Source organism: Arthrobacter sp. Ld5 (genome assembly GCF_051172775.1).
Taxonomy (GTDB): Bacteria; Actinomycetota; Actinomycetes; order Actinomycetales; family Micrococcaceae; genus Arthrobacter_D.
Map to the genome: position 1 here is coordinate 189,558 of NZ_JBPKBO010000024.1, position 22,510 is coordinate 212,067.

The following is a 22,510-nucleotide window of genomic DNA, read 5'->3' on the forward strand; positions in this document are numbered from 1 at the left end:
TGGGCTGTTACCGGGTTTCGCGGATGTCGGGGAGGGACGCGACGGTGATGGAGGATGAGCTGCGGTCATCCAGTGCTGTAAGGCGCACCTGTTCCAGGTAATCGACGTGGGCGGTGAAGGCGTGTGTCGCTGCTTCTGGGTCGCCGGCCGCGATGGCTTGATACAGGGCGTAGTGCTGGTCGGTGACGGTGGAGCGGTCGAGTTGATCGACGAAGACACTGTTGGTCGCGGGGCGGCTCAGGTGCACGGCAGTCATGGCGAGTTCGAGGATCTTGTTCTTGGCTGCCCGGCAGATGGCGGTGTGGAACTCGAGATCGAGGTCGAGCCAGTCCGCGATGTCCATCGAGTGGTCGCGGGATCGTTCGACAGGCAGCAGGATCGCGTCGAGGTCCTCATATGTTCGTCGGCGGGCGGCCAGGTCCACGCATTGGAGTTCCAGGATCGCGCGCGCCTCGTCGACGTCCTGAACGGTGACGTTTCCTGCCCTGAACCACAACCGGATCGCGTCCCCGAGCTGGACGGCGACCTCGTCCGCGTCGGGAAGGGAGACGAAGGTGCCGCCGTTGGTGCCGCGCGAGGTGGTCACCATACCCGTGGCCGAGAGGAGTTTCATGCCCTCCCGGGCCGTTGACCGGGCCACGTCGAACGCCGCGGCGAGTTCCTGTTCGCTGGGAAGCCGTTCCCCTGGACTCCACGTACCTGCGGCAATGGCTTCCCTGAGTTGACGCGCGATCTGACCGGACGCGTCCCGACGCTCCAGCGGAGTCGGCGCAAAATCACTCACAATTCTCTCCATCCAGAGTCTTTCCGCCAGCATATCCTGCGTGTAATACTTCCAATGTCAGACATTGCGTTGTGATTGCTTGTTCGTCGTCCACCCTTCTTCCTCATCCACCTTGTTCCTCGTCCAAGGAGACACTCATGGAGACTACCGACAGCAGGCTCGACCTCGAGATTGAGAGTGCGAGTATCGCCGAGTTGCAGGCCGCGATGCGGGCCGGGAAGCTCACGGCCGTGCAGCTCGTGGACTTCTACCTGGATCGGGTGGCGCGTTTCGACACCGCGGGCCCAATGCTGAATTCCATCGTGACGCTGGCCCCGGATGCCCGGGAGCAGGCCGCCGAGCGGGACAAGGAGCGGGCCGGCAACCCGGAGGGTCTTGGAGTGCTGCACGGGATTCCGATCCTGGTGAAGGACTGCCTGGAGACTGCGGATATGCCGACCTCCTTCGGATCCGAGGTCTTTGCCGACTACCGGCCCGCCGAGGACGCCACCGTCATTCGTAAGCTGCGCGAAGCCGGTGCGATCATCCTGGGCAAGACGACACTGCCGGACTGGGCGACGTCGTGGTTCACCTATTCCTCGCGCAGTGGCCTGACGAAGAACCCCTACGACCTCGACCGTGATCCGGGTGGGTCCTCCGCTGGGACGGGGGCGTCGATCGCGGCGGCTTTGGCAACGGTCGGTCTCGGCACGGACTGCGGTGGATCCGTCCGCGTCCCGTCGTCGTTCTGCAACCTCGTGGGGGTGCGTTCCACACCGGGGTTGATCAGCCGCAAGGGGTGCAACCCGCTGGTGAGTGTGCAGGACACGATCGGTCCGATGGGGCGCAGCGTCGCCGACGTCGCCCGCGTCTTCGACGTCATCACCGGTTTCGACCCGGAGGACGAGCTGACCTACGCCGCGGAGATCGCCCCGGCGGCGGAGTCGTATCTGTCGGCGTTGGTGCCTGATGCGATTCTTGGTGCCCGTATCGGCGTCGTCCGCAACGCCTTCGGCTCCGATGAGGACAAGTACGCCGCCCCGGTCAACGACGTCATGCGAACCGCCCTGGCGCAGCTGGAGGCAGCAGGTGCGATTCTGGTGGACGTGGAGATTCCGGACCTGCAGGACTGGAATGCCCGCACCTCGATGTACACGATCAAGTCCAAGTACGACATCGATCAGTTCCTCGCGGGGATGCCAGATGCCCCCATGCATTCCGTGGACGAGATCATGGAGTCGAAGCGGTATCACCCGAAGCTCGATCTGCTCGAGGCTCTCAGCGAGGGCCCGGATGACCCGTTCTCGGACCTGTCGTTCTACGCGGCGTACCTGGCACGCGAGGCGTACATGAAGACCGTGGTCAACCTGATGGGAGCCAATAATCTCCTCGCACTGGTGTACCCGACCGTCCAGGTCGTGCCCCCCACGCGGGAGGAATGCGACTCATCGCAGTGGAACACCCTGAACTTCCCGACGAACACCCTGATCGGCTCGCAGACCTGGATGCCATCGATGACGATCCCCGCCGGACTCACCGAAACCGGGCTGCCCGTCGGGATGGAAATCCTGGCCCGCCCCTACGATGAGCGCACCCTCTTCCGGGTCGGGCACGGCTTCGAGCAGGTCGCCAGCCACCGCCACCTCCCGGATTCCGTCGCGCACTAGCCACACCGCGCGCGACCCCACAAACGCGCGTCGCGGGACCAGGCCCCCCACCGGTCCCGCGGCGCGTCCCCTTACCCGATACCCCGATATTGCGACTGGCGCGTGCAGGGCGCAAACGCAGGCGACGGGCGAACTGCAGCATGAGAAATGGACTTCTTGATGATTACGGTCAACGCCGACATGGGCGAAGCCCTGGGCATCCACTCCTTCGGCAACGACCTAGAGTTGCTGCCCCTGGTCGACACCATCAACGTCGCCTGCGGCTTCCACTCCGGAGACCCGACCACCATGCGGCAGACCATCAACGCGGCCCGCGAACACGGTGTCACGATCGGCGCTCACCCCGGTCTGCCTGACCTCGTCGGGTTCGGACGCCGCGAAATGAAGCTCGACAAGAGTGAAGTCCGAGACCTGGTGCAGTATCAGGTCGGCGCACTGGTCGGGTTCCTCGACGCGGCCGGGGGATCCCTGCACCACATCAAACCCCACGGAGCCCTCTACGGGATGCTGGCTCGCGACGAGGACCTGATGGACGCCCTCTGCGACGTCGCACTCCACTACGACGTCCCGGTCCTCGGGCTGCCCGGGACGGCCCACGAACGAACAGCCCATCGCCGCGGTGTGCCCTTCGTTGCCGAGTTCTACGCCGACCTCAGCTACGGGGACGACGGGATCGTCGTCGTCGAACGCCACGGCAAGCAACGCACCCCCGACGAGCTCGCCGACCGTCTCCGGGCCGCCGTCACCACAGGATCCGTCACCACAACAACGGGCAACAACCTGCCTGTCCGCGTCGAGTCGGTGTGCATCCACTCCGACCTGCCGGCAGCACCAGCCAACGCCCGCATCGCCCGTGACATCATCAGCGAGATCCTCAGAACTCAGCCTTGAGGTCGCTACATCGCCTGCTGGCGACGATGAAGACCGATGACGTCACTGCTGAGGATTTGCTTCCGGAGCAGGACTTGAGACCTGCCGCGACGAACGCTGGGGCCAACGGTTGTATGACTGGAGGTATTCAGTGGACTCTGCGTGTTCAGTGAACTCGAGTAGGTTCCCGACTTTCTCGAGAAGTACCTCGCGTACCTCGGCTGGGCTCGCGAAGAAGAACTCCTTGCGCGAGTTGGCTTGGTTCAGTGCTCTGGCGGCGAAGTGTTTGTGCAGTTCGTTTTCCAAGGTGACGGCATCCTCGGAGAAGAACAACGTGTGGATGTCGAAGCGGAACGGGACGGCTGCTCCGCTGAGCTCGTTGACGCGGTCAGTGGGCTCGAGACGGCGGGTGAGGCCGATCTTGACGACGTCATCTCCGAAGGCCCCCCGGTTGGAGATGACGTAGATGTAACCAGCGCGGATGTTTGCGGCGCGGAAGTCGTTTTGCGTGATTGCTTCATCGATGGCGGCAAGCCGATGCTCTAGATCTTCATCTGCCTGGCCTGAAGCACGGATTGCTTCGAGGGCGTTGAGGATGTGGCTGCGTTCCTTATCGAGTCGGGCACGGTCCTCCGCGAGTTCGCGTTCAACACGCTTTTCTTCACGTAGCCGTGCTCGTTCTTCTCGCTCGGCTTCCTTCTCTTCCTGCTTTTTCATCAGCCAGTCGGCCGTCAGCTCGATCTCTTCAAAGCGCAACTGATGGAACTGGTCGCTGATGCGCATCTCCATCAGATTTCCCAGCTTCGCGATCGCAACGCGTGACGCTTCAAGCCGGCGTTTGGCGGTGACAACATTGCCGACCCTGAGGGATCTGATGCTGTTGTCAGCCTCCGCGTTGTAGGCACGAAGCATGAGCTTGGCCAGGTCATCGGACATGCGGCGTCCCTTGGCCAGGGAGTTGTCGAAGGTGAAGGAGTTTGATTTGACGATAGCTTCACCTGCTTGGACAAGTGCCGCGATCCGGGACTCGATGTGCTGTAGACGGTCACGGAAGGCCGCTGCGTTCTCCAGGGGATGGTGGTATCGATAGATCCCTACCTCCTGCAGCACCTTGCTGTCGTCTAGTTCGACATAGGAACTAGGCATTGCAGTGGCGTCGGACAGCTGTTGCCGCAGGGATGCGTTCTCGGCCTCGAGCTGGGCGAGACGGGACTCCTCCGACAAAGGCACCACGTCCAGCCGCTCATCCGCAGCATCCGGTTCTGATTTCTCCGTGGTGGAATCTTGTGGCCCGTCCGCGATCCAAAGTTGCCAGCCCTCGGGAGGCGAAGGCCATGCCGGGTCCGGCTTCCAGGTAGCAGGCGGCCGCCAACCACGGGGTGGTTTAGGCCAGCCCGGCGGCGGGTTGAAGATGAGTGAGTTGCTAGGGGCTGTCATGACGAGCGGCGAACCCCTGACCCGTTGACCGGTACTAAGCCCAGTGGGTTCTTGGAGACGGCGGCCCCGAGATGCTCAAGTGTTGCCAAAGGCACGACTGCAGAGAGTTCTAGTTCAGTGAACGAGTCCCTCGGCGCTCCGACCGCGACGAAGGGAATGTAGGTTTCCCGCCCGGTAGCCGGGTTAACCGTTTCGACCCCAACCTCGAGCGCGATGCTCTGTACAAGACCGCGGCGGTCCGCCTCGAAAACCTCATGCAGAGTTCGCAGTGCTACTTGGTGCACGACGCCGGCGTACCGATCTTTAGCATCCTTCTGGGAAAGCGCTACTGGCACGATCTCATCGCTAGCCTTCACATACCGATAGGACTTGATGGCGGGGACGGTTTCTGGTGTTGGGATGAGGACTCGGAGCGACAGTTCGGCTGTGTCGGGGTCGTACTTGGGATCGTAGTCGACGCTGAAATCTTCCGGATAAACGGAGTTGGCAAGAACGATGCCTATGTACTCCTGCACAGCATCGACCACTCCATAGCTGAGATCAGTGATGAGCTGATCGACTGAAGCGTTGTGATCCGCAACTTCTTGGTCTCTGCGCGCGCATTCAGCCTTATGACGTGAGATGGCGTCGTTCAGTGCGCGTTGACGCAGCTGTTCCATTGCTGCGTATTGTTCCTCGTTTTTGCGGCGCAGATCGGGAATTCTCCGCATCTCCTGCTCCCACTGGAAATGGGCGCGGCCGAACGCCTCCTCAGCCTGCATCTGGAGTTCAAGGAGCTTCTTCTTCCTCCCGAACAGCCCAGTGGGTGCTGGAGGGGCCTGAAAGACAGGCTCCACGGGATCAAGCAGCACCGGCGGGCGAGGAGTTAGCTCGTGTAGATCCTGGCGATCGAAAAAGGGGTACTCGACTGTCCTCCGCAGACTTTCCAAGTCCACATAGTCGTCAACTTGCAGAGTTGCAGCGAGAAGAGTGTCAACGCGCTCATACGCGTCAGTGAGCGCAGAGTTCAGCTGCTCAACCTCAGCCTGCATCGCTGCAACATGCGCCGCAGCCGCTTCCTTCTCGAACTGCTTGCGTTCAGCTTCAGAAGCACGCTGTAACGACAGAATCGCTCGCTGTTCAGCCCTCTGCGCCTGCTCATACTGACGAACAGCAGCTGCCTGCTGGCGAGCAGCGGCACGCTGGCGTTGCTCAGCAACTCTGTTCTGGTGCTGAATCTCAGCAAAAAATCCTCGTCGACGTGCCACAGGTCCCCTCCATATTGAAATCTTTGGCCACACTATCAACGGGTGAATCCCCACGATGGACTTTCCCGCATCCAACACAGGACCAAAGTGAACTTATGAACCACCTGCGTTCTTGTCACAGCGCCGTTGACCAGCAAGGTCGAGTGAGTCCGAGTGCGGGGTGCGGGATGACCCATGATCAGTCTGCGTGCCCTGCGCACAAAAAGCACGACCAGTGGCAGACCGGAGCAAGGATGAGGGAACACTAACCCCGCGCAGGTATACGCGCGTGATCGTCGTCGATTCAAACTCGTCCTAGTTTGCCGCGTACCTCTTGTTCTGGCCCACCCCCCGGACAGTACGAGGCAGGGCCGACGATCAGACTTCCGCATCAAATGCGGAGCCTCCGGGGGCCTCCGTCGTGGCGATAATCGCGGTCGCGCGGGGCTCCTCGCCTTCCGCTTCTGTTTCTCGTGCGTCAATTCGTTCGTATGCGGCCCCCAATTCCTCCTCGATAACCATGTCGTCGGAGAATCCAGCGATGTGGGAGCTGAAGAAGTCCGCGGATCGGAGACCGAAGGTTGGCTGTACAACCTCGTTGAGGATGGGAAGACCCTGGCTGGTGTAGTCAGTGGAGGTGCCGAGGACTGTGGATACCCACCGGACCTTGCGGAAGAGGCCTAGTGCCACACCAACCGATGGCTCGAATATTGGGAGCTCGAGGTCCTTCAACACACCCTCTGCGGTCGATTCGAGCTCGAGCTCGATCATCTCTGATTCAATGACGTCTGCTACTGCGTCTCTGAGCGAAATCAGTCGGCGCACTTCCTCGGGGACCGATACTTTGGCAGCAAGTGCAGCCCATGCGTTGTAGGTAGCTATCTCATCGTCGTTCCACAGGGAGTCGAGGTGTTCGTACCGTCCGGCACCGCTAGCGAACCGCTCGACCATGTTCATGAGGTTGGGGTCGAGGGCATCGGAGGGTCGAACGAGGTAGCTCGATTGACGTTGAGGAGCACCACCTGGCAGGGGCAGCTTCTCAACGGCGTCGAGCAGCTTGCCGATCTTGTGTCCGTACTTCCGGACATTAGGAAACTTTCCGTCGGTTGCATACCCGTTGCAAGCAATAGCCAGCTTGCACAAGCGCTCAAGGCCCGACGAGTACGAGTGCATCCCGACGTGAACTGCGTAGTTCAGGTCCCGGTGCCCCCATGGCCATGATGAAACACCCGTAGGGACGGCGCAGAGCCTCCGAAGCCCAGTCACGGTCAGCTCTGTCGCGAATTGTGTCTCAATGACAAGGTTGTCCCAGGCGGAGGAAGTCATCTCTTCATCTAAGCGGATACCGGTGCTTCCTTGCCTTATTGAGTCACGGATCCAAGGTGGTACGCGACAGTTTGGTTGACCGGCTATCGGTCGAAGTCTTGTGAGCCGTAGTGCCACCTTTAGAGGCTGTGCACGGCCACCGCTCGCTCGAGGTGAGCTACCTGTGTCGGTGACGTAGTGGGCGTGTGCAGGCGGGCCCTTTGGTTTCTGCTGCCCACATGTGTGCGGGAAAAGCAGCGGAGCGTGGGGGAGCTTGTGCCGTGCCCATGTGGGCAGGAGGCGAACCAGCCCTCAACCTCTCAGTCCTGCTCAGGTACCCGCTAGGACAGAATGACGATCATGTGTGGACGCTTCGTGATCGCAGGGAACAAGGCCGCTATTCATGACGCGTTCAGCGTGGACGAGACGTTCCAGGACGAGTTGAAGCCGTCGTGGAACGTGGCTCCGATGCAGGGAATCCCGTTCGTGTCCGAGCAGCTGCGCGAGGGCGAGCTGGTGCGTCGCCTCGAAGTAGCCCGCTGGGGATTCGTGCCTGTCTGGGCGAAGGACCCGAAGGCCGGGGGGAAGATGATCAACGCCCGAAGCGAGACCGTGACGGAGAAAACGTCGTTCCGTACCGCGGCCGCCAAGCGTCGAGCCCTGATCCCGGCCAATGGCTACTACGAGTGGCAGAAGAACGAGGACGGGACGAAGACCCCGCACTACCTCCACGGTGAGGACGAGGACCAGCTGCTGGGATTCGCCGGCCTGTACGAGTTCTGGCCCGACCCCACCAAGGCCGAGGACGCCGAGGACAAGTGGCTGGTCGCCGCGACGATCCTCACCCGGGCCGCCCATAACGCGCTCGGGCACATCCACGAACGGATGCCGGTCATCGTGCCCAGGGATCTGCAGGATCAGTGGTTGGATCCGACTATGACCGAACGAAACCAGGTCCAGCATTTCATCGACACCATCCCTGAACCGAACCTCATACCACGCATTGTCGGCAAGCAGGTCGGATCGGTCCGTAACAACGGTCCACATCTGATCGAAGCAAACCAAAACCCACAGTGATCAACCGAGGATCGACGGCCCCCAAAGAGGTGTGCCTGGACCGATACCGCCGAGTATGTTCAAGAGATGACTAGCTCGACAACATCGACGCCTTCATTCCAAAAGGTAAAGCGCTACTGGTCCGCCGTGGCTTCTCGCCTTCGAGAGGAGTCGCAGGACATGGCAGGCCTCATAACTCATAACGGGGAACGTGGCTCCGCGAACGAAGAATCCTTCCGGAATCTGCTTGGCAGAGTGCTGCCAGCATCAGTGCGCGTCTGTGACGGCGAGGTGATCGACTCAGAGGGCGGAGTGTCACCACAGACCGACGCTCTTGTCGTCTCTGATCAACTTCACCCGGCGCTGTTTGCTCAAACAAGCGAGAAGCTGTTTCCAGTTGAGTCAATCCTGCTTGCAATTGAGGTAAAGACGACTTTAACCTCTTCTGAAGTAACTGAAATAGGCGTCAAGGTTAGTAAGTTTAACGGCCTGAAGAGTGAAATGAAGGTTAGGCCTGTTATGGCCGTCTTTGCGCATAAAGCCGGCGGTAGTCCGCAGAACATAGCTAAGTGGTTCTTCGATTTGCCCGAGAACCATCGACCAGAGTTTTTTCTCGTAAACGACTCCGCGATGTTCGGTTTGCGGAATGACGATGTTGAGGGTGGGTACGAAATCCAGATGCCCATTCGTCCTGCCGCTGGAGAGGAGGTGTCCTATCCTTTTGGATCTCCGAGTATCAATGACCGAAATTTTTGGAAGCCGGTGAGCAAGCCCAAAGGTGAGCAGGTCCGCGTTGATCACGGGGCCGCAATGCTGTCATTCATCAAACAATCGCTCGAAGTACTTAGCGCAACGTCTCATGCCGAAATTTCGTGGCTCGGTCCGTACCTAGCGGTTGTTGACCAGCAGCGAGTCGTCTACAAGGTAGGTCTGGACCCTCAAATGCCGAGCGCAAGTTAACGCTACTAAGGCATTGCAAGAAAATCGGCAGGAGAAATGCATTTCAAGTTCAGAGCCGAGCAAGCGTCGGGAATGGAACACCGATCTTCGAGGATTATGGTTTCGGCAGAAACGACGACGACGTCATCTGGCTGTTCGCGACTCAGCTTGAGAGCAAGCGCCATTGTGCGTAGGCCCTGCGCTTCGGATTCGTCTTGGTCATCGTCGAGAAGCTCGGGAACCTCCTCCAAGACGGCACTGCAGTCAGAAAACGCAAGTTGCACTTTAGACCGAATGCCGCGGTAGGCCGGAGAGACCCAAACAGCAATTTTCTCAGAGTGAAAGGCGGCTCGACATTCGTCTTTTACCAGATCGCAGAACCTTATTGCGTCCTCGTCATACCACTTGTTAAGAATATCGAAAACCGTCTCGTCGTTTTCGTGCATCTCGTTAAACGCTGCCAGCGTTGAGCTATCCAAAACAAAAGTTGTTGGCACGGTTAGTCAGCCCCGCGTCCGAGTTTAATTAACTGATCGAGTTCGGCACCATTTAAGCGAAAAAGCTTTCGGGCTTCTAATTGGCTAACCTTGGCCTCTGAGAGAGCGGATCCGAAAAGGCGGGCAAAACGATATCCATATTCTGTAACTCGGATTTCGGCGCGCGTTTTACCAGGTGCCCTACCTTGTTCTTCAGGATCCTGAAAGTCGCCAGAGACGGAATCCACTAAGCGATTATCAGCGTAACCGAGCTCTTTTAGTCGGATAGCGGCGCAGTACCAGCTAACTTTGAAGTAGTTGGAAATTCGTTTGAGCGCATACGTATCGCCAGCTGGGACAGACGTTTGCTTCAGGTTTTTCTCTAAGTACCTTGATAGGTCGGAGGCCGGCAAGAGGAAGGCTGCCGCGAACCGATTGCACCATGACTCTTCGCTTGACCGGGATTGGAGGTCCGTGCGGTCACATGCTTTGTCGGTTCCCCGCATGAGATGAGCGAGTTCATGTAGTAAGGTAAATGACCGTGAAGCTGGGCTCTTGACGCTAGCGTTTATGAAAATTAGGGGGGCGTAATCGTGATGAAGAGAGAATCCACGGAAGGAGTCGCCTTCCACGGCCACGAGGTTCGTCATTATCCCACGGGATTCAAGTGCCTGCCTTAAGGCAACAAACACTTTATTTTTACTCTTCAAGACGGTGTATTGCTGCCGCCGATCCCACTGAAGCCATGTAGCTGCGCTTTCGGCAGCGCGTTCAGGGGATGAGTTGTTCGCGATGACTTTTGCAAGGTCCACTGGTTTTGCATTGAGATCCCGGCTGAGCTTCGAAGCAATTTCTTGACGCCGGTTTGCTAACCGAACTGCGGCTCGCTCCTCGGGGTTGAGCTGGCGGGGGGTGCCGTCATTCGACGAGGGGGCTCGGAAGTTCTGCTTTACTGACTTTCTTCGCTCCTCAGGAGGATGAGGCAGTGCGAAGAAGTAGGCTGAACGGTGTGTGATTTCCGCAATTTGTTTGAGGACATCTAGGGGCACTGATATTGGGCCTGAGAGATGTTCGTTGAGTGGGCCGCGTCGTGCGAGATGCAGTCCTGTCAGCACTGCCTGGCGATCTACGCCTGCATCTTCCAGTGCCCATTCAAGTACGTCCCCTTGAATGATTGCATTGGTCATGATGGTCATACTAGGCGGCTTTCATGTCCGCTGGCGAGTTTCAGCCGCGCGTCGGTTTTGATCGAGTCGCTCCTAGACGGAGCCATGCGGAAGGGCGCTTCGAATCGTGGTTCATCAGACCATCCCAGGACCGTGACGGGCGCCGCTGACGTCTTTGACCAAGATGGTGTGCTCCTTTACCCCGGTAGGGATGGGTGCGTAGAACGACTCGTTGAGCACAGCTTGGTTGTGCAACAGGCAGGCAGACTCGAAGGTGGGGCATAAGTCGCGTGCGAAGCGTCATCGTTGTTTGAGGGGAGTGCGACGTGTTTTGTTACCCGCTCCAGGTGCGCCGGTGCGCACCACCGGCTGCCCGCCGGGCGTCCAACCAAAGGATCCTTTGACTGGACGAACGGTAGAGCTCGCCACCGGGTCGGTGAACTCGAGCGTTGGCGGGGGAGTAAGCAACCACGTCGCGTCCCAGCAATGTGTCTCACTCGGGGTATTCTCAAAAAGGAGGAAAGCAGCCTTTGATGAGGGTATGAGGAGTCGGCGTGGGACGTGTCGGGTATGCCAGGGTCAGCACGCTGGAGCAGAACGCGGATCTGCAGCATGCAGCGCTCTCGGCGGCAGGCTGCGACCGGGTTTTCACCGATCACGGGGTGAGCGGGACGCGGGCGAGTCGGCCCGAGCTGGATAGGCTCCTGGATCATCTGCGGGCGGGGGATGAGGTGGTGGTGTGGAAGCTGGACCGATTGGGCCGGAACACCCGGAACCTGCTGGCCCTGATCGATGACCTCGAAGAGAGGGGTGTCCATTTCCGGAGTGTCACCGAGGGGATCAGTACGACCGGTCCGATGGGGCGGGCCATGTTGACGGTGATGTCGGCGTTCGCGCAGCTCGAGCGGGACCAGTTGGCGGAGCGGACCAGAGCGGGCATGGCCGTGGCCGCCGAGCATGGGCGGAAGGCCGGCCGGCGGGAGGTCACCGCCGAGCATGTGAAGGTGAAGCGTGCCCATGAATTGAAGGCGCAGGGGCTGGCGCCGGCGGATATCGGGAAGATCATCGGTTCGAGCCGTGCGACGGTGTACCGGTATCTCAGTATTGACACCAACGACACATCCTGACGGGGTCAGCGGCACGGCGGCCGCGGTAGGCCGCCGGGTGGCATCACCCGTGATTTTTGAGCTACGCCCCGGAATCGGTTGAAGGTGGTGTGGGCGTTGCGAGGGGGAGATGCACGAGTGCCTACGTCGGGGCCTGACCTCGGTTCGGATGGACGGGGCGATCGGCGGGTGCGAAGGTGGGCGTGTGAACGCTGACATCAACTTCTATTTCGATCCTGTCTGCCCGTTCGCCTGGATGACCAGTAAGTGGGTGCGCCAGGTGCAGGCGCATCGCGATTACACGGTGGATTGGCGGTTCATCTCGTTGCGTCTGATCAACTCAGGGGTCGACTATGACGCGCACTTTCCCCCGGGATACGAGGCCGGACACACGGCAGGGCTTCGGCTTTTGCGGGTGGCGGCCCGGGCCCGTGTGGAGCATGGCCGCGAATCGATGACCGGGTTGTATGCCGCGTTCGGGGCGCACATCTTCGAGGCTGCCCCGGACACGGTGAACCAGCAGGTCGAGGGGGAGGTGCGGGAGCGGCGCGGGACGCGTGAGTTTGTGGAGCCTATCCTCGCCGAGGTGGGCTTGCCGCTGGCGCTGGCGGAGGCTCTCGACGACGAGTCGTGGGACGGCGAGATCCGCCGGGAAACCGAGGAGGCGCTGGCGCTGACGGGCAAGGATGTGGGCACGCATATCATCCACTTCGAGCCGCCCGCCGGTGTGGCGTTCTTCGGGCCGGTGATCAGTCGGCTGCCAGAGGACGAGTCGGCCGCCGAGCTGTGGGATCACGTGGTCGCTCTGGCACGCTTCCCTGGGTTCGCGGAGCTCAAGCGGAGCCTGCGCGAGCTGCCACAGCTTCCTGCCCTCGGAGTCGACGCCGACAGTGCCGGGAAGCAGGAGGACTGGCACGGCGGCAGCCGGCGTCAGAAGAAGTAAGCGGTTGGTGGGTGTGAGCTGGATAAGCGTCCGCCATCATCAGGAATCCGGCACTGTCCATGCGTTGGCCGAAACACTTCACGACACGCCAACGTCAACCGGCTCGCTGAGGCTTTTATTGCCGACCTATTGGCATGCCCGGCGGAGCGGCCCGCGCGGCGTGGGGAAGGCTAGGCGGGATGGTTTACCGGTACTCGGGGTTAGGTTCCAGTCCGAATGTGTTGCCGTCGCTCCACGCACCGGGGAGGTTGCCCCAGGCGGGGATGCCGCTGGCTGATTTCAACAGGCGCGCCATATGCAGCAGGTTCCAGGTCATGAACGTGGTGTTCCGGTTCGTGAAGTCGTTTTGTGGGCCGCCGGAGCCTTCGTCGAGATAGCTCGGTCCGGGTCCGGCTTCTCCGATCCAGCCTGCGTCTGCTGCCGGGGGGATGGTGACCCCGATGTGTTGGAGGCTGTAGAGGATATTCATTGCGCAGTGCTTCACGCCGTCTTCGTTCCCGGTGATCAGGGCGCCGCCGACCTTCCCGTAGTAGATGTACTGTCCCCGGGCGTTCGTCACTCCTGACATCGCGTACAGGCGCTCGATGATCTGCTTCATCACCGAGCTGTTGTCCCCGAGCCAGATGGGTCCGGCAAGAACGAGGATGTCGGCTTGCTCGACCTGTTCGAAGATGGCGGGCCAGGCATCCTGGTCCCATCCGTGCTCGGTCATGTCGGGGTACACGCCGGTCGCTATCGGGTGGTCGATGGGGCGCAGGACATCGACGTGGACGCCGTTGTCTCGCATCAGGTTGGCGCTGAGGTCGATCAGACCCGAGGTGTGGCTCAGTTCCGGGCTGCGCTTCAACGTGCAGTTCAGGAACAGAGCGCGCAGTCCGCTGAAGTCCGAGTCGTCAGGGGTGGGCTTTTTAGGGTCGGTCATTCGGGCAGGTCCTATCTGCGGGAGGGGGTACGTTTCGGGTGCTCACCCGGAAGGAACCCGGTGCGTCCGTGTTTCCTATCTGACGCTAGGCGCCTTATTGAGGGCACCTCTGCAATCTTGAACACACAGCCCCAGGTTGCGCGTTCTTTAGGTGTCGGTCGCGCATCCGCGCGACCGACACCTAAAGAACGGTGACCCCGACAGGGAAATCCGAGGCCGTGACGGTGCGAAATCGGAATGGGGTGCGACGGATTGGCGCCGGCTGATGCGCCGGTCGTTGTGCGACGGAGCATCGGGTGGTGCTGGTTCTGACAGGTCATGCCGCTCGTGCCCGCTCGTGCATGGTGATGGCCGGCGATGCTGCCGTTTATCGTCACGGTGCGGTGAGTGTGCCTGCAAGGGTTACCAAATCCTCGGCTTCGATGTCCGGTGCTGTGAAGTACGAGGGATAACTAGCCCCCGTACGGTTGATCCACGCCGTGCACAATCCCGCAGCGTGAGCGCCGTGGACGTCCCACGGGTGCACCGCGACCAGGAGCAGCTCATCGACGGCGTGGCCGGTCGCCATGGCTGCGTAGTCGTAGGCTTCGCGGGCTGGTTTCCATCGGGGCGCGTCCTGGACGCTGAGGAACCCTTTGAATTCGTTCTGCACGCCCCCTCGGGTGAGCAGCGACTCCGCGACGGAGGTCGCGCCGTTGCTCAGCGTCACGAGGTCAGCGACCCGGCTGAGCGCCGTGATCCCGGGGGCCGCATCGGCGTGCAGGGCAAGGTTCGTGAACGAGCCCATAATGTCGTCGACGTGTCTTTGATAATTTCCTGGGCCGGAGGTTTGGGTGAGCAGACGGTGGAGGGTGTCCTTGGCCAGGTCAGCGAAGTCGGGATTGTCGCCTGCCGCAGTGAGCGCGAATCCGTCGCGGAGTAGTTCGGCGAACCATGGTCGGGTGAGGGACTCCGGCATGCCTGCCTGGCTGAAGGCCTCTGCGAGGGGTCCCATGTCGGAGAGAGTCTCGTTGACATCGAAGATAATGACGGACGGTGTGATGGTCATGCCCTGGTCCTTCCAGCCCCCGTTGGGAGCGATGTGGTGGCGTTGGCGGTGTCCTCGCGCATGATTATCGGTTGCTGTATAGGGGACGCTGTCGGGACGGACGTAGGCCCCTACACTATTCAGCATGCTGAGCAATAATCCAGTGCGACGTGACCGGATCGACGTGGAGGGCACCATGCTGTCCTACCTGAGCGCCGGGACCTCGTCGGAGATTCCCCTTCTGCTGCTGCATGGCACCTTCTGGAGCCGGGTGTGGCAACCGGTGCTGCCTGCCCTGGGGGAAGCGGCGCGGTGTATCGCGCTGGATCTGCCCGGATTCGGCGGCAGTGGTGGGGAGCTGAATGTGGAGCAGGCAACCGTACCGGCTTTGGCGCGCACCGTTCTTCAGGCTGCGGATGCCCTGGGGCTGGAGAAGTTCGACCTGGCCGGACACGATATCGGAGGCGGGATCGCCCAGCATATCGCCGCCACCAGCGGGCGGGTGCGCAGGCTGGTCCTGATGAACTCGGTCATGTTCGATTCCTGGCCGGTACCGGCGGTGGAGCGATTCCGGGACCCGCAGGTGCGCGCTGCCACGACGGTCGAGGACATGCTCGACGCCCGGACGGCCTCGACCCGCGGCAGTGTGCTGCGGGAACTAAGGGATGAGGAGCTCGCGGACTATCTTTCCCCGTGGCGGGACCCGGCACGGGTGCGGTCGTGGACGGCGATGGCTGCCGCGGCCGAGCCGAGCTACACGCAGGACCTGGTGCCGGCCCTGCAGGACCTGGCACTGCCGACGCGCCTGGTGTGGGGACGCGACGACGATTTCCAGAAGATCAGCTTCGCCCATCGCTATGTCGAGCTGATCCCGGGATCGGACCTTGTGGACGTGGATGGCAAACACATTCCGACCGAGGACTCCCCGCACGCCGTCGCAGCGGCCATCATCGAGCACCTCACCCGTTAGATGGGAACCGTTGCCTCAGCGGGAACCGTCTTCCCGGTCAAGGGGGCTGCCCATCCGAGAGTGGGCGGGAGCGAAGCCAGCGGAGCGCCATTCGGGTGCCGAGGAGGACCTGGACGGTCGCGGCCGGCCTGAACCACCATTTTCGTGGCACGTCGATCATCCGGCCTCGGAGGACGCTGCCTGAAAGGACGACGATCACCGGTGCCAGCCAGGCCGCAAGGGCTGCCAGCTGCACGGTTCTACTGGGTTCGTGCCGCAGGCTGAACCAGGTCCAGAGGGCTGTGTCGGAGAGGAAGTCGGCGTACTGGCCGAAGGAGCTGACGGTGGCGGTCGCGCGGGCCAGCTTGCCGTCCACGAAGTCGCTGACCAGCGCCAGGGCCGGCACCCACGTGCCCAGTACGTGCTCGATGGCGGGGAGGTTGGCTCTGAGCAGGGTGAGGGTGTTCGCTAGGCCCAGCGACGTACGGTCCTCGAGGAGGCCGAGGTGCGTCACGGCGAGGAACCATGTGGTGAGGGCCCACATGGTTCCTCGCCGACCGGCGATCCCGGCGACCAGAAGATGCAGGACCGTTACCTCGACTAGCGCCCGCGGCCGGGTGCGGGCCTGATCGATGGAACGGTCCCCGGCCGCCCGCAGGACCCGCACCCACGAGCCCAGGCGCCAGCCGCTGTCCTTGGCCTGAGCAAGGAGGTCATTGGTCGCCGCACGGCTCCGTGGCGCGATCGCTCCGGCCGAAGACGGATTCTTCCTGAGGCGTCCCAGAAGCTTCTGCACCAGTGCTGGACCGCCCTTCGCCTCTGTCCTGCCGTTACCGTCGGATGAGCTAGACCCTGCCATGGAACATCCCGTGCCGATACCGGCACGTCCCGGGCGACGGGTTGGGGCTGGGGCGTACGCTGAGCGGAACCCGGCCGTAGCAGGCGCCATGAGCCGGTCTGTTCATCCTGCGGAGGACAGCCATGACGATCACCGGTTTCCTGACGAACCTTGAACTTGCCACGCGCCCTGTCCACCCCGAGGCGCGTGCGGCGATGGACGCCCGCTGGGCAGCCCTCCCGGAAGGCGTGAAGACGCCGAACCAGTTACTCGGCCGCAGCGCTGTCGGGTGTGAGGGTACCCACGGTGTGTTCCCCAAATGCAACCTCACCTGCAGCCCGTGCTATCACTCCGCGGACGCCAACCAGGTGCGGATCGACGGCGACCACACGGTCCGTGAAGTGCAACGGCAGATGGAGTACCTGCGGCTGATCCGGGGTCCGAGGGCGCACGCGCAGCTCATCGGGGGCGAGGTGAGTCTGCTTGCCCCGGAGGACCATGCTGCGGCGCTGACCATGATGCGCGCCTATGGCCGCGAGCCGATGTCGATGACGCACGGCGACTTCGACTATGAGTACCTGTTGGCGGTTGTCCTCGGCCCCGATGGTGAGCGCCGGTTCGACAGGGTGTCCTTCGCCGCGCATTTCGATTCCCTGATGCGCGGCCGGCGAGGCGCGGCGCGGCCGCGCAGCGAAGCCGAGCTCGATCCGTTCCGGCGGCAGTTCGCGCACATGTTTACTGACCTACGGGCTGATCAGGGCATCGACTCCTATCTCGCCCACAACATGACGGTGACGCCGTCGAACCTTGGCGAGGTCGCGGAGGTGACACGCGCGGTGCTGTCTATGCCCTACGACATGCTTTCCTTCCAGCCGGCCGCCTACATGGGGGACGACAGGCGGTGGAAGGAGGACTTCACGAGCGTCGGCATCGATGAGGTGTGGCAAGAAATCGAGGAAGGCGCCGGGCAGAAAATCCCCTGGCAGGGCACACAGTTCGGCGACCCGCGCTGCAACCGGTACACCACCGGCGTCCTGGCACGGGAGCGTTTCGCGGTCCTCATCGACCCGGAGGACCCGGCCGACCTGAAAGCGCGAGACACCCTCCTGGCCCACCACGGCGGGATGTCCTTCGGTGGCCAAAGCCGGGGGACTCTCGCGGTGAAGGTCCTGCGGGCGCTGATCCTGCATCCCGCCGACGCCCGAATCCTCGCGGGGATGGGGCGGCGCCTGATCCGCAGGGTCGGCGGAATCCGGGCCCTCTGGCGGGCCTGGCGGACCCAGTCCGTGGGAATCAAGACGTTCGTGGTGCACAACTTCATGGACGCCGAGGTCGTGGCGCCGGCCTGGGAACTCATGCTGCAGGGACAGACCAGTGACGAGCCCGCGGTGCGGGAGGCCCAAGAGCGGCTCGGTGCCTGCATGTACACGATGAGCCACCCTGACACGGGTCAGCTGGTCCCTGCGTGCACCCAGCACTCGGTCCTGGACCCGGGAGCCAACGCGGAACTGCGCCGGATGCTGCCACTGCGCGTCAAGGACCCCACAGGCCCATCCCGGGCTCTTCCGGGGCTAACTCCACAAGCTGATCCCACAGGTTAATCCCACGGGCTGATCCCACAAGCTGATCCCACGGGCTGATTCCGTGTGGGGATCGTTCGGGCGGCCGATCGGTGGCTGATCGGTGGCCGCGTGTTGGGCGGGGGAAGGGGGCGCGTGCCCGTTCCGGGACGGGGCGGCACGGGCACGCGCGGCTCTTTAGAGGTGCGGGGCGGCCGGGATGTCGAGGTCGGTGTCGACGAGGTGGTTGAAGTAGTTGGTGAACAGGTTCAGGGCGATGTGGGTGGAGAGTTCGGTGAGTTCGACGTCGGTCCAGCCGGCGTCGAGGCCTTCCTGCCAGGCGTCATCCTTTACGGAACCCTTGTTGGCTGTGCTCTGGCGTGCCAGTTCCAGCAGGGCCGCGAGTTTCGGATCGAAGTCGATGGTGCCCTGCCGGATGGCGATGGTCTGCTCCAGGGTGAGCCCGGCGGCTTTCGCCCCCATGGTGTGCGCGGACTGGCAGTAGCTGCATTCATCGACGTTTCCGACGACGAGGGCGATCGCTTCCCTGGTCCGGGCGTCGAAGGTGCCGTAGTCGCCGATGACCTGCTGGAGAGCGACGTAGCTTTGCAGGACCACAGGGGAGTGGGCCATCGCCCCATGGATGTTGAGGACTTTGCCGAACTGCTGGGCGAGGGCACCGAGTTCGGTGCGGACGGCTTCGGGTGCGGTGTCGGGGGTGTGGATGGTGATGCGGGTCATGGGCATTCCTTTGCTGTTTGGGATGTGCGGGTGAAAACTCGGGCAGGGCGGGCCTGGGGTGGGTTCGGGGCAGCCTGCATTGTCAGCGGGGCCGGCTCGTTGTGCGGCTGGTCGCTTGTGGCGGGGGTCAGAAGGTGCTGCGGGAGATGCGGCGGAGGCCGTCTGTGTCGTTGATGGTGATGCGTCCGCGGCCTTGCCTGATCAGGCCGCGGGCGGCGAAGTCGGCCATTGTCTTGCTTGTGGCTTCGCGGGTGGCACCCAGGAGTCCGGCGAGCTGTTCATGAGTGAGGTTCACCGAGCGGGAATGCGTGAACCTGCCCCGCGGCGCGGCATCGTCCAGGGTGAGCAGGGTCGAGGCGGCCCGTGCGGCGAGAGGGCGCAGCGCCATGTCCGTCAGACGGTCCTCGAGGCGTGCGACTTGCTGACCGAGGAGCCGGGAGATCTTCACCGCGATTTTCGGGTTGGACAGGAAATGCTCCTCGACGTCCGACGCGCTCAGCTGGCAGATAATCGAGTCTTCAATCGCTTCGGCGTAGTTGTCGTACATTTGCTGGCCGACCAGGAGCATCTCGCCGAACACGGCGCCGGGTTCCAGGATCGCGATCGTGAGGGTTTTGCCGTCTTCGGCGACCCGGAAGATCCTGATTCTGCCCTGCTTGAGGATGAACAGGGCCGCGACCGGCTGGCTCTGGCTGAACACCAGCTCGCCGCTGCTGAACAGTTTCGGCGGTGACATCCGGTCCAAATCCGCCATGTCCTGAGCGGTGAGGTCGGCGAAGATGTCCACGGCGTTGAGGCAGCTGAACGGTTCGCCGGTCTCGGTCAAAGGGTCTACTTCCCGTTCGTGGGGCGCCCATCCTTTCGCCGGGGTGCGGGCGGCGGAGAGGACGGTTGTCGAGCATGTGTCATTCAGGCGCTGCTTGGCCCTGGGTGCGACCGGTGTCATGGGCCTCACCGGCGCCGGAGGACGAGGTGGGCGACCAGTCCCAGAATAACCCCGTAGATCAGGTGGCCCATCAGGGACATCATCGAGGACCCATCCAGGGTCAGGATCGGCATGCCCATCATCAGCGGCATGATCAGCAGGGGTCCGAGCACCCACCACAGGGCCCCGTACACGAGACCGACGACGGCGCTCACAACCAGACTCCGGGTCAGCAGGCTTGCGCCGGGAAGGGTGAGGGTCAGCCCGATCATCACCGAGATGACCAGGTGGACGATGAACCCGACGACCGCCGAGGAGGAACCGACCAGGGACGCGATCATCGGCAGCATCCCCATCATGGCCATGAGGGCCCCGAACACGACGCCGCCGCCGAGCCCACCCACAACACCTGCGAGAAGGCGCCGCCCCATGGGAGGCGGTCCCGATGATGCCGACGGGGATGTTGAGGGGGAAGGGGTCTCTGGAGAACCGCTGGCCCGGGGGGTGCTGTGTGACGCAGTCATGATGGGTGCCTTCCTCGTCGCTGGTGTCCTTCGACGGTAGGCCCGGAGCATCACCGCGTTCTGCAATCTGGCACACACAACCTTGTCCCGGTCAGGCGGGCACCGCCCACCCCCGGTTGTCCTGTAGGCCTACTCCGACGACCTGCCCGGGCAGCAGGTGCGGGTTCCCTGCGACGTCAACGGTGAGGGTGGCCGCCGGCCCCTCATCCCAGGTACTGGCCCCTCCCACGGCGGGATCCTGCGGTCCCCGACCGGCTGGCGGGGCCGGGGGGTTGGAGTCGCCGGAGTAGACGGTGACCCGGACGAGGGTGCGGGCGCCGAGGGACGTGAGTGCGGAGACAGCTCCCTTGAGGGTTGATGGTCCCGACTCATCGGGTGGGATGAGCGTGAGTGCTTCCTGACGTACGACCAGAAGAGCCGGGCCGTCGGGGGCGTCGTCCTGGACTGGGAGGTGACCGAGGACCGAGTGGTGCCGACCGTCGCTCACCTCGCCGGGGATCGCGTTGAGGCCGCCGAGGAGGCGGTTCACCGCTTGCGTCGCGGGTTGGTAGTGGAGCTGGTGGACGGTGCCGTGCTGAAGGATCCGGCCGTCGTCGAGTACGGCGATGGAGTCGGCGAGGATCGATGCTTCCTGCCGGTCGTGGGTGACCAGCACGATGGTGGGCGCCAGCTGCGCCCGGATGGTCCGGATCAGCTCGTACATGTCCTCGCGAAGTTGCACGTCGAGCGATGCGAAAGGCTCATCGAGGAGCAGGATGCGCGGGTTGCGGGCCAGCGCCCGCGCCAGGGAGATGCGTTGTTCCTGCCCGCCGGAAAGCTTCCCGACCGGCCTGCGCGCGTAGTCCGCCAACTGCACCAGCTCGAGGTAGTCCATGGCGTGCCGGCGGGCTTCGGCGCGCCGCTGGCCCGCCATGCGCGCGGGAAAGGCCACGTTGTCGATCACGTTCAGGTGAGGAAAGAGCAGCGCTTTCTGGAAGACCAGGGCCATCCCGCGCTGCTCGACCGGAACAGCTCTCATGTCCTGTCCATCGACGAGCACCTGTCCGGCGGTGGGTTCCTCGAGTCCGGCGATGATCCGGAGGATCGTCGACTTGCCGCTGCCGGAGGTTCCGAGCAGCCCGACGCAGCCCGACAGGGGCACGCTCAGGGACACGTCCTGGAGGACGTTCGTTGCGCCGAATGAGCGCGAGACATTGCGGATTTCGAGTGCGGAGCTCATGCGGCCGCCTTTCGGGTCAGGGCCGGCAACCCGAGCACGGCCAGGATCATGACCGGTGGGACGATGACAGCCAGCGAGAGGACAGCGGTGAGCTGCTCATTGCCGGTGGATGATGCCGCGGCACCGAGCAGCATCGGCAGGGTAGTGAGTTGCCCGCCCCCTACCAGCAGTGTCACCACATAATCACCCCAGCCGACGAGGAAGGCGAGGAAGAACGCCCGGGCTGTTGCCCCCGCGAGCAACGGCATCCGGATGTATCGGGTCACCTGGGCCGGGCGCGCACCCAGGGTGCGGGCGGCATCATCGAGCAGGCGCTCATAAGAGGCCAGGGCACTGCGATACATGAACGCCGTGTACGGCAGCGCGATCACCGCCAGGAGCAGGACAACACCGGCGAACGGCGGCACATGCAGGCGCAGCAGCGTCGTGTTGGCGCCCATCACCAGGGCGAACGGGGGAACCGCCAGGGGCGCGAGCAGGATCAGGTCCACCACCCGACCGCGCAGCCCCGATAGCTTCCGGGCGGCCACCGCACCCAGCAGACCCAGCGGCGTCGCGACGACGGCGACAGAAGCCCCGAGCCCCAGGGACGCCAGTGCCGCCCCGATCGTGGCCCGGTCACCCAACGACGCAAGGGCTTCCAACGAATACGACGTCGGGAGGACGGCGGGCGCACGCCACTGCCCGGCAACCGCCCACAGCAGGATCGGGAGCATCGGCGCGAGGACCCAAAGCACCAGCACGACCCCGAGGAGGGCCCGCACCACCGGCCGGGCCTGCACGCTCACACCCCTCGGGGCCCAGCGCGAGTCCCCTCTAGCAGCCGGGACCCCGGTCAGCAGCGGTGTCACC

The 22,510-nt window shown here is 62.9% G+C and carries 22 protein-coding genes; 8 read left to right on the plus strand and 14 right to left on the minus strand.

What is annotated here, in order from left to right; translation table 11 throughout:
• Positions 1–7: 7 nt before the first annotated feature.
• The gene (locus ACSGDB_RS13835) at positions 8–784 is read right to left on the minus strand and encodes a FadR/GntR family transcriptional regulator (protein WP_434995435.1); all 777 of its coding nucleotides are present in this window, start codon (positions 782–784) and stop codon (positions 8–10) included.
• Between the two features lie 137 nt (positions 785–921).
• On the opposite strand from ACSGDB_RS13835, the gene ACSGDB_RS13840 reads away from it, so the two are divergent.
• Together ACSGDB_RS13840 and pxpA are read left to right on the plus strand one after the other, a co-directional pair.
• The gene (locus ACSGDB_RS13840) at positions 922–2,430 is read left to right on the plus strand and encodes an amidase (RefSeq protein ID WP_434995436.1); all 1,509 of its coding nucleotides are present in this window, start codon (positions 922–924) and stop codon (positions 2,428–2,430) included.
• Between the two features lie 159 nt (positions 2,431–2,589).
• Positions 2,590–3,321: a 5-oxoprolinase subunit PxpA gene (gene pxpA, locus ACSGDB_RS13845; protein WP_434995437.1), complete on the plus strand. Its 732-nt coding sequence runs from the start codon at positions 2,590–2,592 to the stop codon at positions 3,319–3,321.
• Between the two features lie 42 nt (positions 3,322–3,363).
• On the opposite strand, the gene ACSGDB_RS13850 is transcribed toward pxpA, so the two are convergent.
• The 3 genes from ACSGDB_RS13850 to ACSGDB_RS13860 all read right to left on the minus strand — a co-directional run bounded on the left by ACSGDB_RS13850 (position 3,364) and on the right by ACSGDB_RS13860 (position 7,289).
• Positions 3,364–4,737, minus strand: a complete 1,374-nt coding sequence (locus tag ACSGDB_RS13850) for a DUF4041 domain-containing protein (protein ID WP_434995438.1) — start codon at positions 4,735–4,737, stop codon at positions 3,364–3,366.
• The gene (locus tag ACSGDB_RS13855) at positions 4,734–5,984 is read right to left on the minus strand and encodes a hypothetical protein (RefSeq protein WP_434995440.1); all 1,251 of its coding nucleotides are present in this window, start codon (positions 5,982–5,984) and stop codon (positions 4,734–4,736) included. The genes ACSGDB_RS13850 and ACSGDB_RS13855 overlap by 4 nt, the downstream gene beginning before the upstream one ends.
• Positions 5,985–6,341: 357 nt before the next feature.
• Positions 6,342–7,289, minus strand: coding sequence for a hypothetical protein (locus tag ACSGDB_RS13860; protein WP_434995441.1), 948 nt, complete (start codon positions 7,287–7,289; stop codon positions 6,342–6,344).
• A gap of 330 nt (positions 7,290–7,619) precedes the next feature.
• Here ACSGDB_RS13860 and ACSGDB_RS13865 point away from each other — a divergent pair, with 330 nt between their 5' ends.
• Both ACSGDB_RS13865 and ACSGDB_RS13870 read left to right on the plus strand, forming a co-directional pair.
• Positions 7,620–8,345 carry an SOS response-associated peptidase gene (locus ACSGDB_RS13865; RefSeq protein WP_434995442.1) on the plus strand — a complete coding sequence of 242 codons (726 nt, stop codon included), beginning with the start codon at positions 7,620–7,622 and terminating at the stop codon, positions 8,343–8,345.
• Between the two features lie 159 nt (positions 8,346–8,504).
• On the plus strand, positions 8,505–9,284 hold the full coding sequence (locus tag ACSGDB_RS13870) for a DUF6602 domain-containing protein (protein WP_434995444.1): 780 nt from the start codon (positions 8,505–8,507) through the stop codon (positions 9,282–9,284).
• 5 nt (positions 9,285–9,289) lie between these two features.
• Here ACSGDB_RS13870 and ACSGDB_RS13875 read toward each other — a convergent pair whose 3' ends face one another.
• Both ACSGDB_RS13875 and ACSGDB_RS13880 read right to left on the minus strand, forming a co-directional pair.
• Positions 9,290–9,760, minus strand: coding sequence for a DUF4411 family protein (locus ACSGDB_RS13875; protein WP_434995445.1), 471 nt, complete (start codon positions 9,758–9,760; stop codon positions 9,290–9,292).
• A gap of 2 nt (positions 9,761–9,762) precedes the next feature.
• Positions 9,763–10,926 (minus strand): ImmA/IrrE family metallo-endopeptidase, encoded by a 1,164-nt coding sequence (locus tag ACSGDB_RS13880; RefSeq protein WP_434995447.1) that lies wholly within the window; start codon positions 10,924–10,926, stop codon positions 9,763–9,765.
• Between the two features lie 533 nt (positions 10,927–11,459).
• Between ACSGDB_RS13880 and ACSGDB_RS13885 the strand changes: the two genes are divergently transcribed.
• Both ACSGDB_RS13885 and ACSGDB_RS13890 read left to right on the plus strand, forming a co-directional pair.
• Positions 11,460–12,032: a recombinase family protein gene (locus ACSGDB_RS13885; RefSeq protein ID WP_434995448.1), complete on the plus strand. Its 573-nt coding sequence runs from the start codon at positions 11,460–11,462 to the stop codon at positions 12,030–12,032.
• A gap of 184 nt (positions 12,033–12,216) precedes the next feature.
• The gene (locus ACSGDB_RS13890; protein ID WP_434995449.1) at positions 12,217–12,954 is read left to right on the plus strand and encodes a mycothiol-dependent nitroreductase Rv2466c family protein; all 738 of its coding nucleotides are present in this window, start codon (positions 12,217–12,219) and stop codon (positions 12,952–12,954) included.
• Between the two features lie 184 nt (positions 12,955–13,138).
• On the opposite strand, the gene ACSGDB_RS13895 is transcribed toward ACSGDB_RS13890, so the two are convergent.
• Together ACSGDB_RS13895 and ACSGDB_RS13900 are read right to left on the minus strand one after the other, a co-directional pair.
• Positions 13,139–13,876 carry a flavodoxin family protein gene (locus tag ACSGDB_RS13895; RefSeq protein ID WP_434995450.1) on the minus strand — a complete coding sequence of 246 codons (738 nt, stop codon included), beginning with the start codon at positions 13,874–13,876 and terminating at the stop codon, positions 13,139–13,141.
• 373 nt (positions 13,877–14,249) lie between these two features.
• Positions 14,250–14,924, minus strand: a complete 675-nt coding sequence (locus ACSGDB_RS13900; RefSeq protein ID WP_434995451.1) for a haloacid dehalogenase type II — start codon at positions 14,922–14,924, stop codon at positions 14,250–14,252.
• Positions 14,925–15,048: 124 nt separating this feature from the next.
• Between ACSGDB_RS13900 and ACSGDB_RS13905 the strand changes: the two genes are divergently transcribed.
• The gene (locus ACSGDB_RS13905; protein WP_434995452.1) at positions 15,049–15,873 is read left to right on the plus strand and encodes an alpha/beta fold hydrolase; all 825 of its coding nucleotides are present in this window, start codon (positions 15,049–15,051) and stop codon (positions 15,871–15,873) included.
• 37 nt (positions 15,874–15,910) lie between these two features.
• On the opposite strand, the gene ACSGDB_RS13910 is transcribed toward ACSGDB_RS13905, so the two are convergent.
• Complete coding sequence (locus ACSGDB_RS13910) at positions 15,911–16,648, minus strand: CDP-alcohol phosphatidyltransferase family protein (protein WP_434995453.1); 738 nt, start codon at positions 16,646–16,648, stop codon at positions 15,911–15,913.
• Between the two features lie 185 nt (positions 16,649–16,833).
• Between ACSGDB_RS13910 and ACSGDB_RS13915 the strand changes: the two genes are divergently transcribed.
• Positions 16,834–18,291 (plus strand): hypothetical protein, encoded by a 1,458-nt coding sequence (locus ACSGDB_RS13915; RefSeq protein WP_434995454.1) that lies wholly within the window; start codon positions 16,834–16,836, stop codon positions 18,289–18,291.
• 156 nt (positions 18,292–18,447) lie between these two features.
• On the opposite strand, the gene ACSGDB_RS13920 is transcribed toward ACSGDB_RS13915, so the two are convergent.
• The 5 genes from ACSGDB_RS13920 to ACSGDB_RS13940 form a co-directional block, all read right to left on the minus strand.
• Positions 18,448–18,990 (minus strand): carboxymuconolactone decarboxylase family protein, encoded by a 543-nt coding sequence (locus ACSGDB_RS13920; RefSeq protein WP_434995455.1) that lies wholly within the window; start codon positions 18,988–18,990, stop codon positions 18,448–18,450.
• 127 nt (positions 18,991–19,117) lie between these two features.
• Positions 19,118–19,816 (minus strand): Crp/Fnr family transcriptional regulator, encoded by a 699-nt coding sequence (locus ACSGDB_RS13925; RefSeq protein WP_434995457.1) that lies wholly within the window; start codon positions 19,814–19,816, stop codon positions 19,118–19,120.
• A 125-nt stretch (positions 19,817–19,941) separates the two neighbouring features.
• Positions 19,942–20,346 carry a hypothetical protein gene (locus tag ACSGDB_RS13930; protein ID WP_434995458.1) on the minus strand — a complete coding sequence of 135 codons (405 nt, stop codon included), beginning with the start codon at positions 20,344–20,346 and terminating at the stop codon, positions 19,942–19,944.
• Positions 20,347–20,530: 184 nt separating this feature from the next.
• Positions 20,531–21,658 (minus strand): ABC transporter ATP-binding protein, encoded by a 1,128-nt coding sequence (locus ACSGDB_RS13935; protein WP_434995459.1) that lies wholly within the window; start codon positions 21,656–21,658, stop codon positions 20,531–20,533.
• The gene (locus ACSGDB_RS13940; RefSeq protein WP_434995460.1) at positions 21,655–22,446 is read right to left on the minus strand and encodes an ABC transporter permease; all 792 of its coding nucleotides are present in this window, start codon (positions 22,444–22,446) and stop codon (positions 21,655–21,657) included. The genes ACSGDB_RS13935 and ACSGDB_RS13940 overlap by 4 nt, the downstream gene beginning before the upstream one ends.
• Positions 22,447–22,510 lie beyond the last annotated feature (64 nt).

Excerpts from the sequence above, each read along its gene's own strand:
- ACSGDB_RS13920 (WP_434995455.1), bottom strand. The coding sequence starts at position 18,990 with ATGACCCGCATCACCATCCACACCCCCGACACCGCACCCGAAGCCGTC.
- ACSGDB_RS13905 (WP_434995452.1), top strand. The coding sequence starts at position 15,049 with ATGCTGAGCAATAATCCAGTGCGACGTGACCGGATCGACGTGGAGGGC.
- ACSGDB_RS13900 (WP_434995451.1), bottom strand. The coding sequence starts at position 14,924 with ATGACCATCACACCGTCCGTCATTATCTTCGATGTCAACGAGACTCTC.
- ACSGDB_RS13930 (WP_434995458.1), bottom strand. The coding sequence starts at position 20,346 with ATGGGGCGGCGCCTTCTCGCAGGTGTTGTGGGTGGGCTCGGCGGCGGC.
- ACSGDB_RS13870 (WP_434995444.1), top strand. The coding sequence starts at position 8,505 with ATGGCAGGCCTCATAACTCATAACGGGGAACGTGGCTCCGCGAACGAA.
- ACSGDB_RS13915 (WP_434995454.1), top strand. The coding sequence starts at position 16,834 with ATGACGATCACCGGTTTCCTGACGAACCTTGAACTTGCCACGCGCCCT.
- ACSGDB_RS13935 (WP_434995459.1), bottom strand. The coding sequence starts at position 21,658 with ATGAGCTCCGCACTCGAAATCCGCAATGTCTCGCGCTCATTCGGCGCA.
- ACSGDB_RS13840 (WP_434995436.1), top strand. The coding sequence starts at position 922 with ATGGAGACTACCGACAGCAGGCTCGACCTCGAGATTGAGAGTGCGAGT.
- ACSGDB_RS13850 (WP_434995438.1), bottom strand. The coding sequence starts at position 4,737 with ATGACAGCCCCTAGCAACTCACTCATCTTCAACCCGCCGCCGGGCTGG.
- ACSGDB_RS13880 (WP_434995447.1), bottom strand. The coding sequence starts at position 10,926 with ATGACCAATGCAATCATTCAAGGGGACGTACTTGAATGGGCACTGGAA.
- ACSGDB_RS13860 (WP_434995441.1), bottom strand. The coding sequence starts at position 7,289 with ATGACTTCCTCCGCCTGGGACAACCTTGTCATTGAGACACAATTCGCG.
- ACSGDB_RS13865 (WP_434995442.1), top strand. The coding sequence starts at position 7,620 with ATGACGATCATGTGTGGACGCTTCGTGATCGCAGGGAACAAGGCCGCT.
- ACSGDB_RS13895 (WP_434995450.1), bottom strand. The coding sequence starts at position 13,876 with ATGACCGACCCTAAAAAGCCCACCCCTGACGACTCGGACTTCAGCGGA.
- pxpA (WP_434995437.1), top strand. The coding sequence starts at position 2,590 with ATGATTACGGTCAACGCCGACATGGGCGAAGCCCTGGGCATCCACTCC.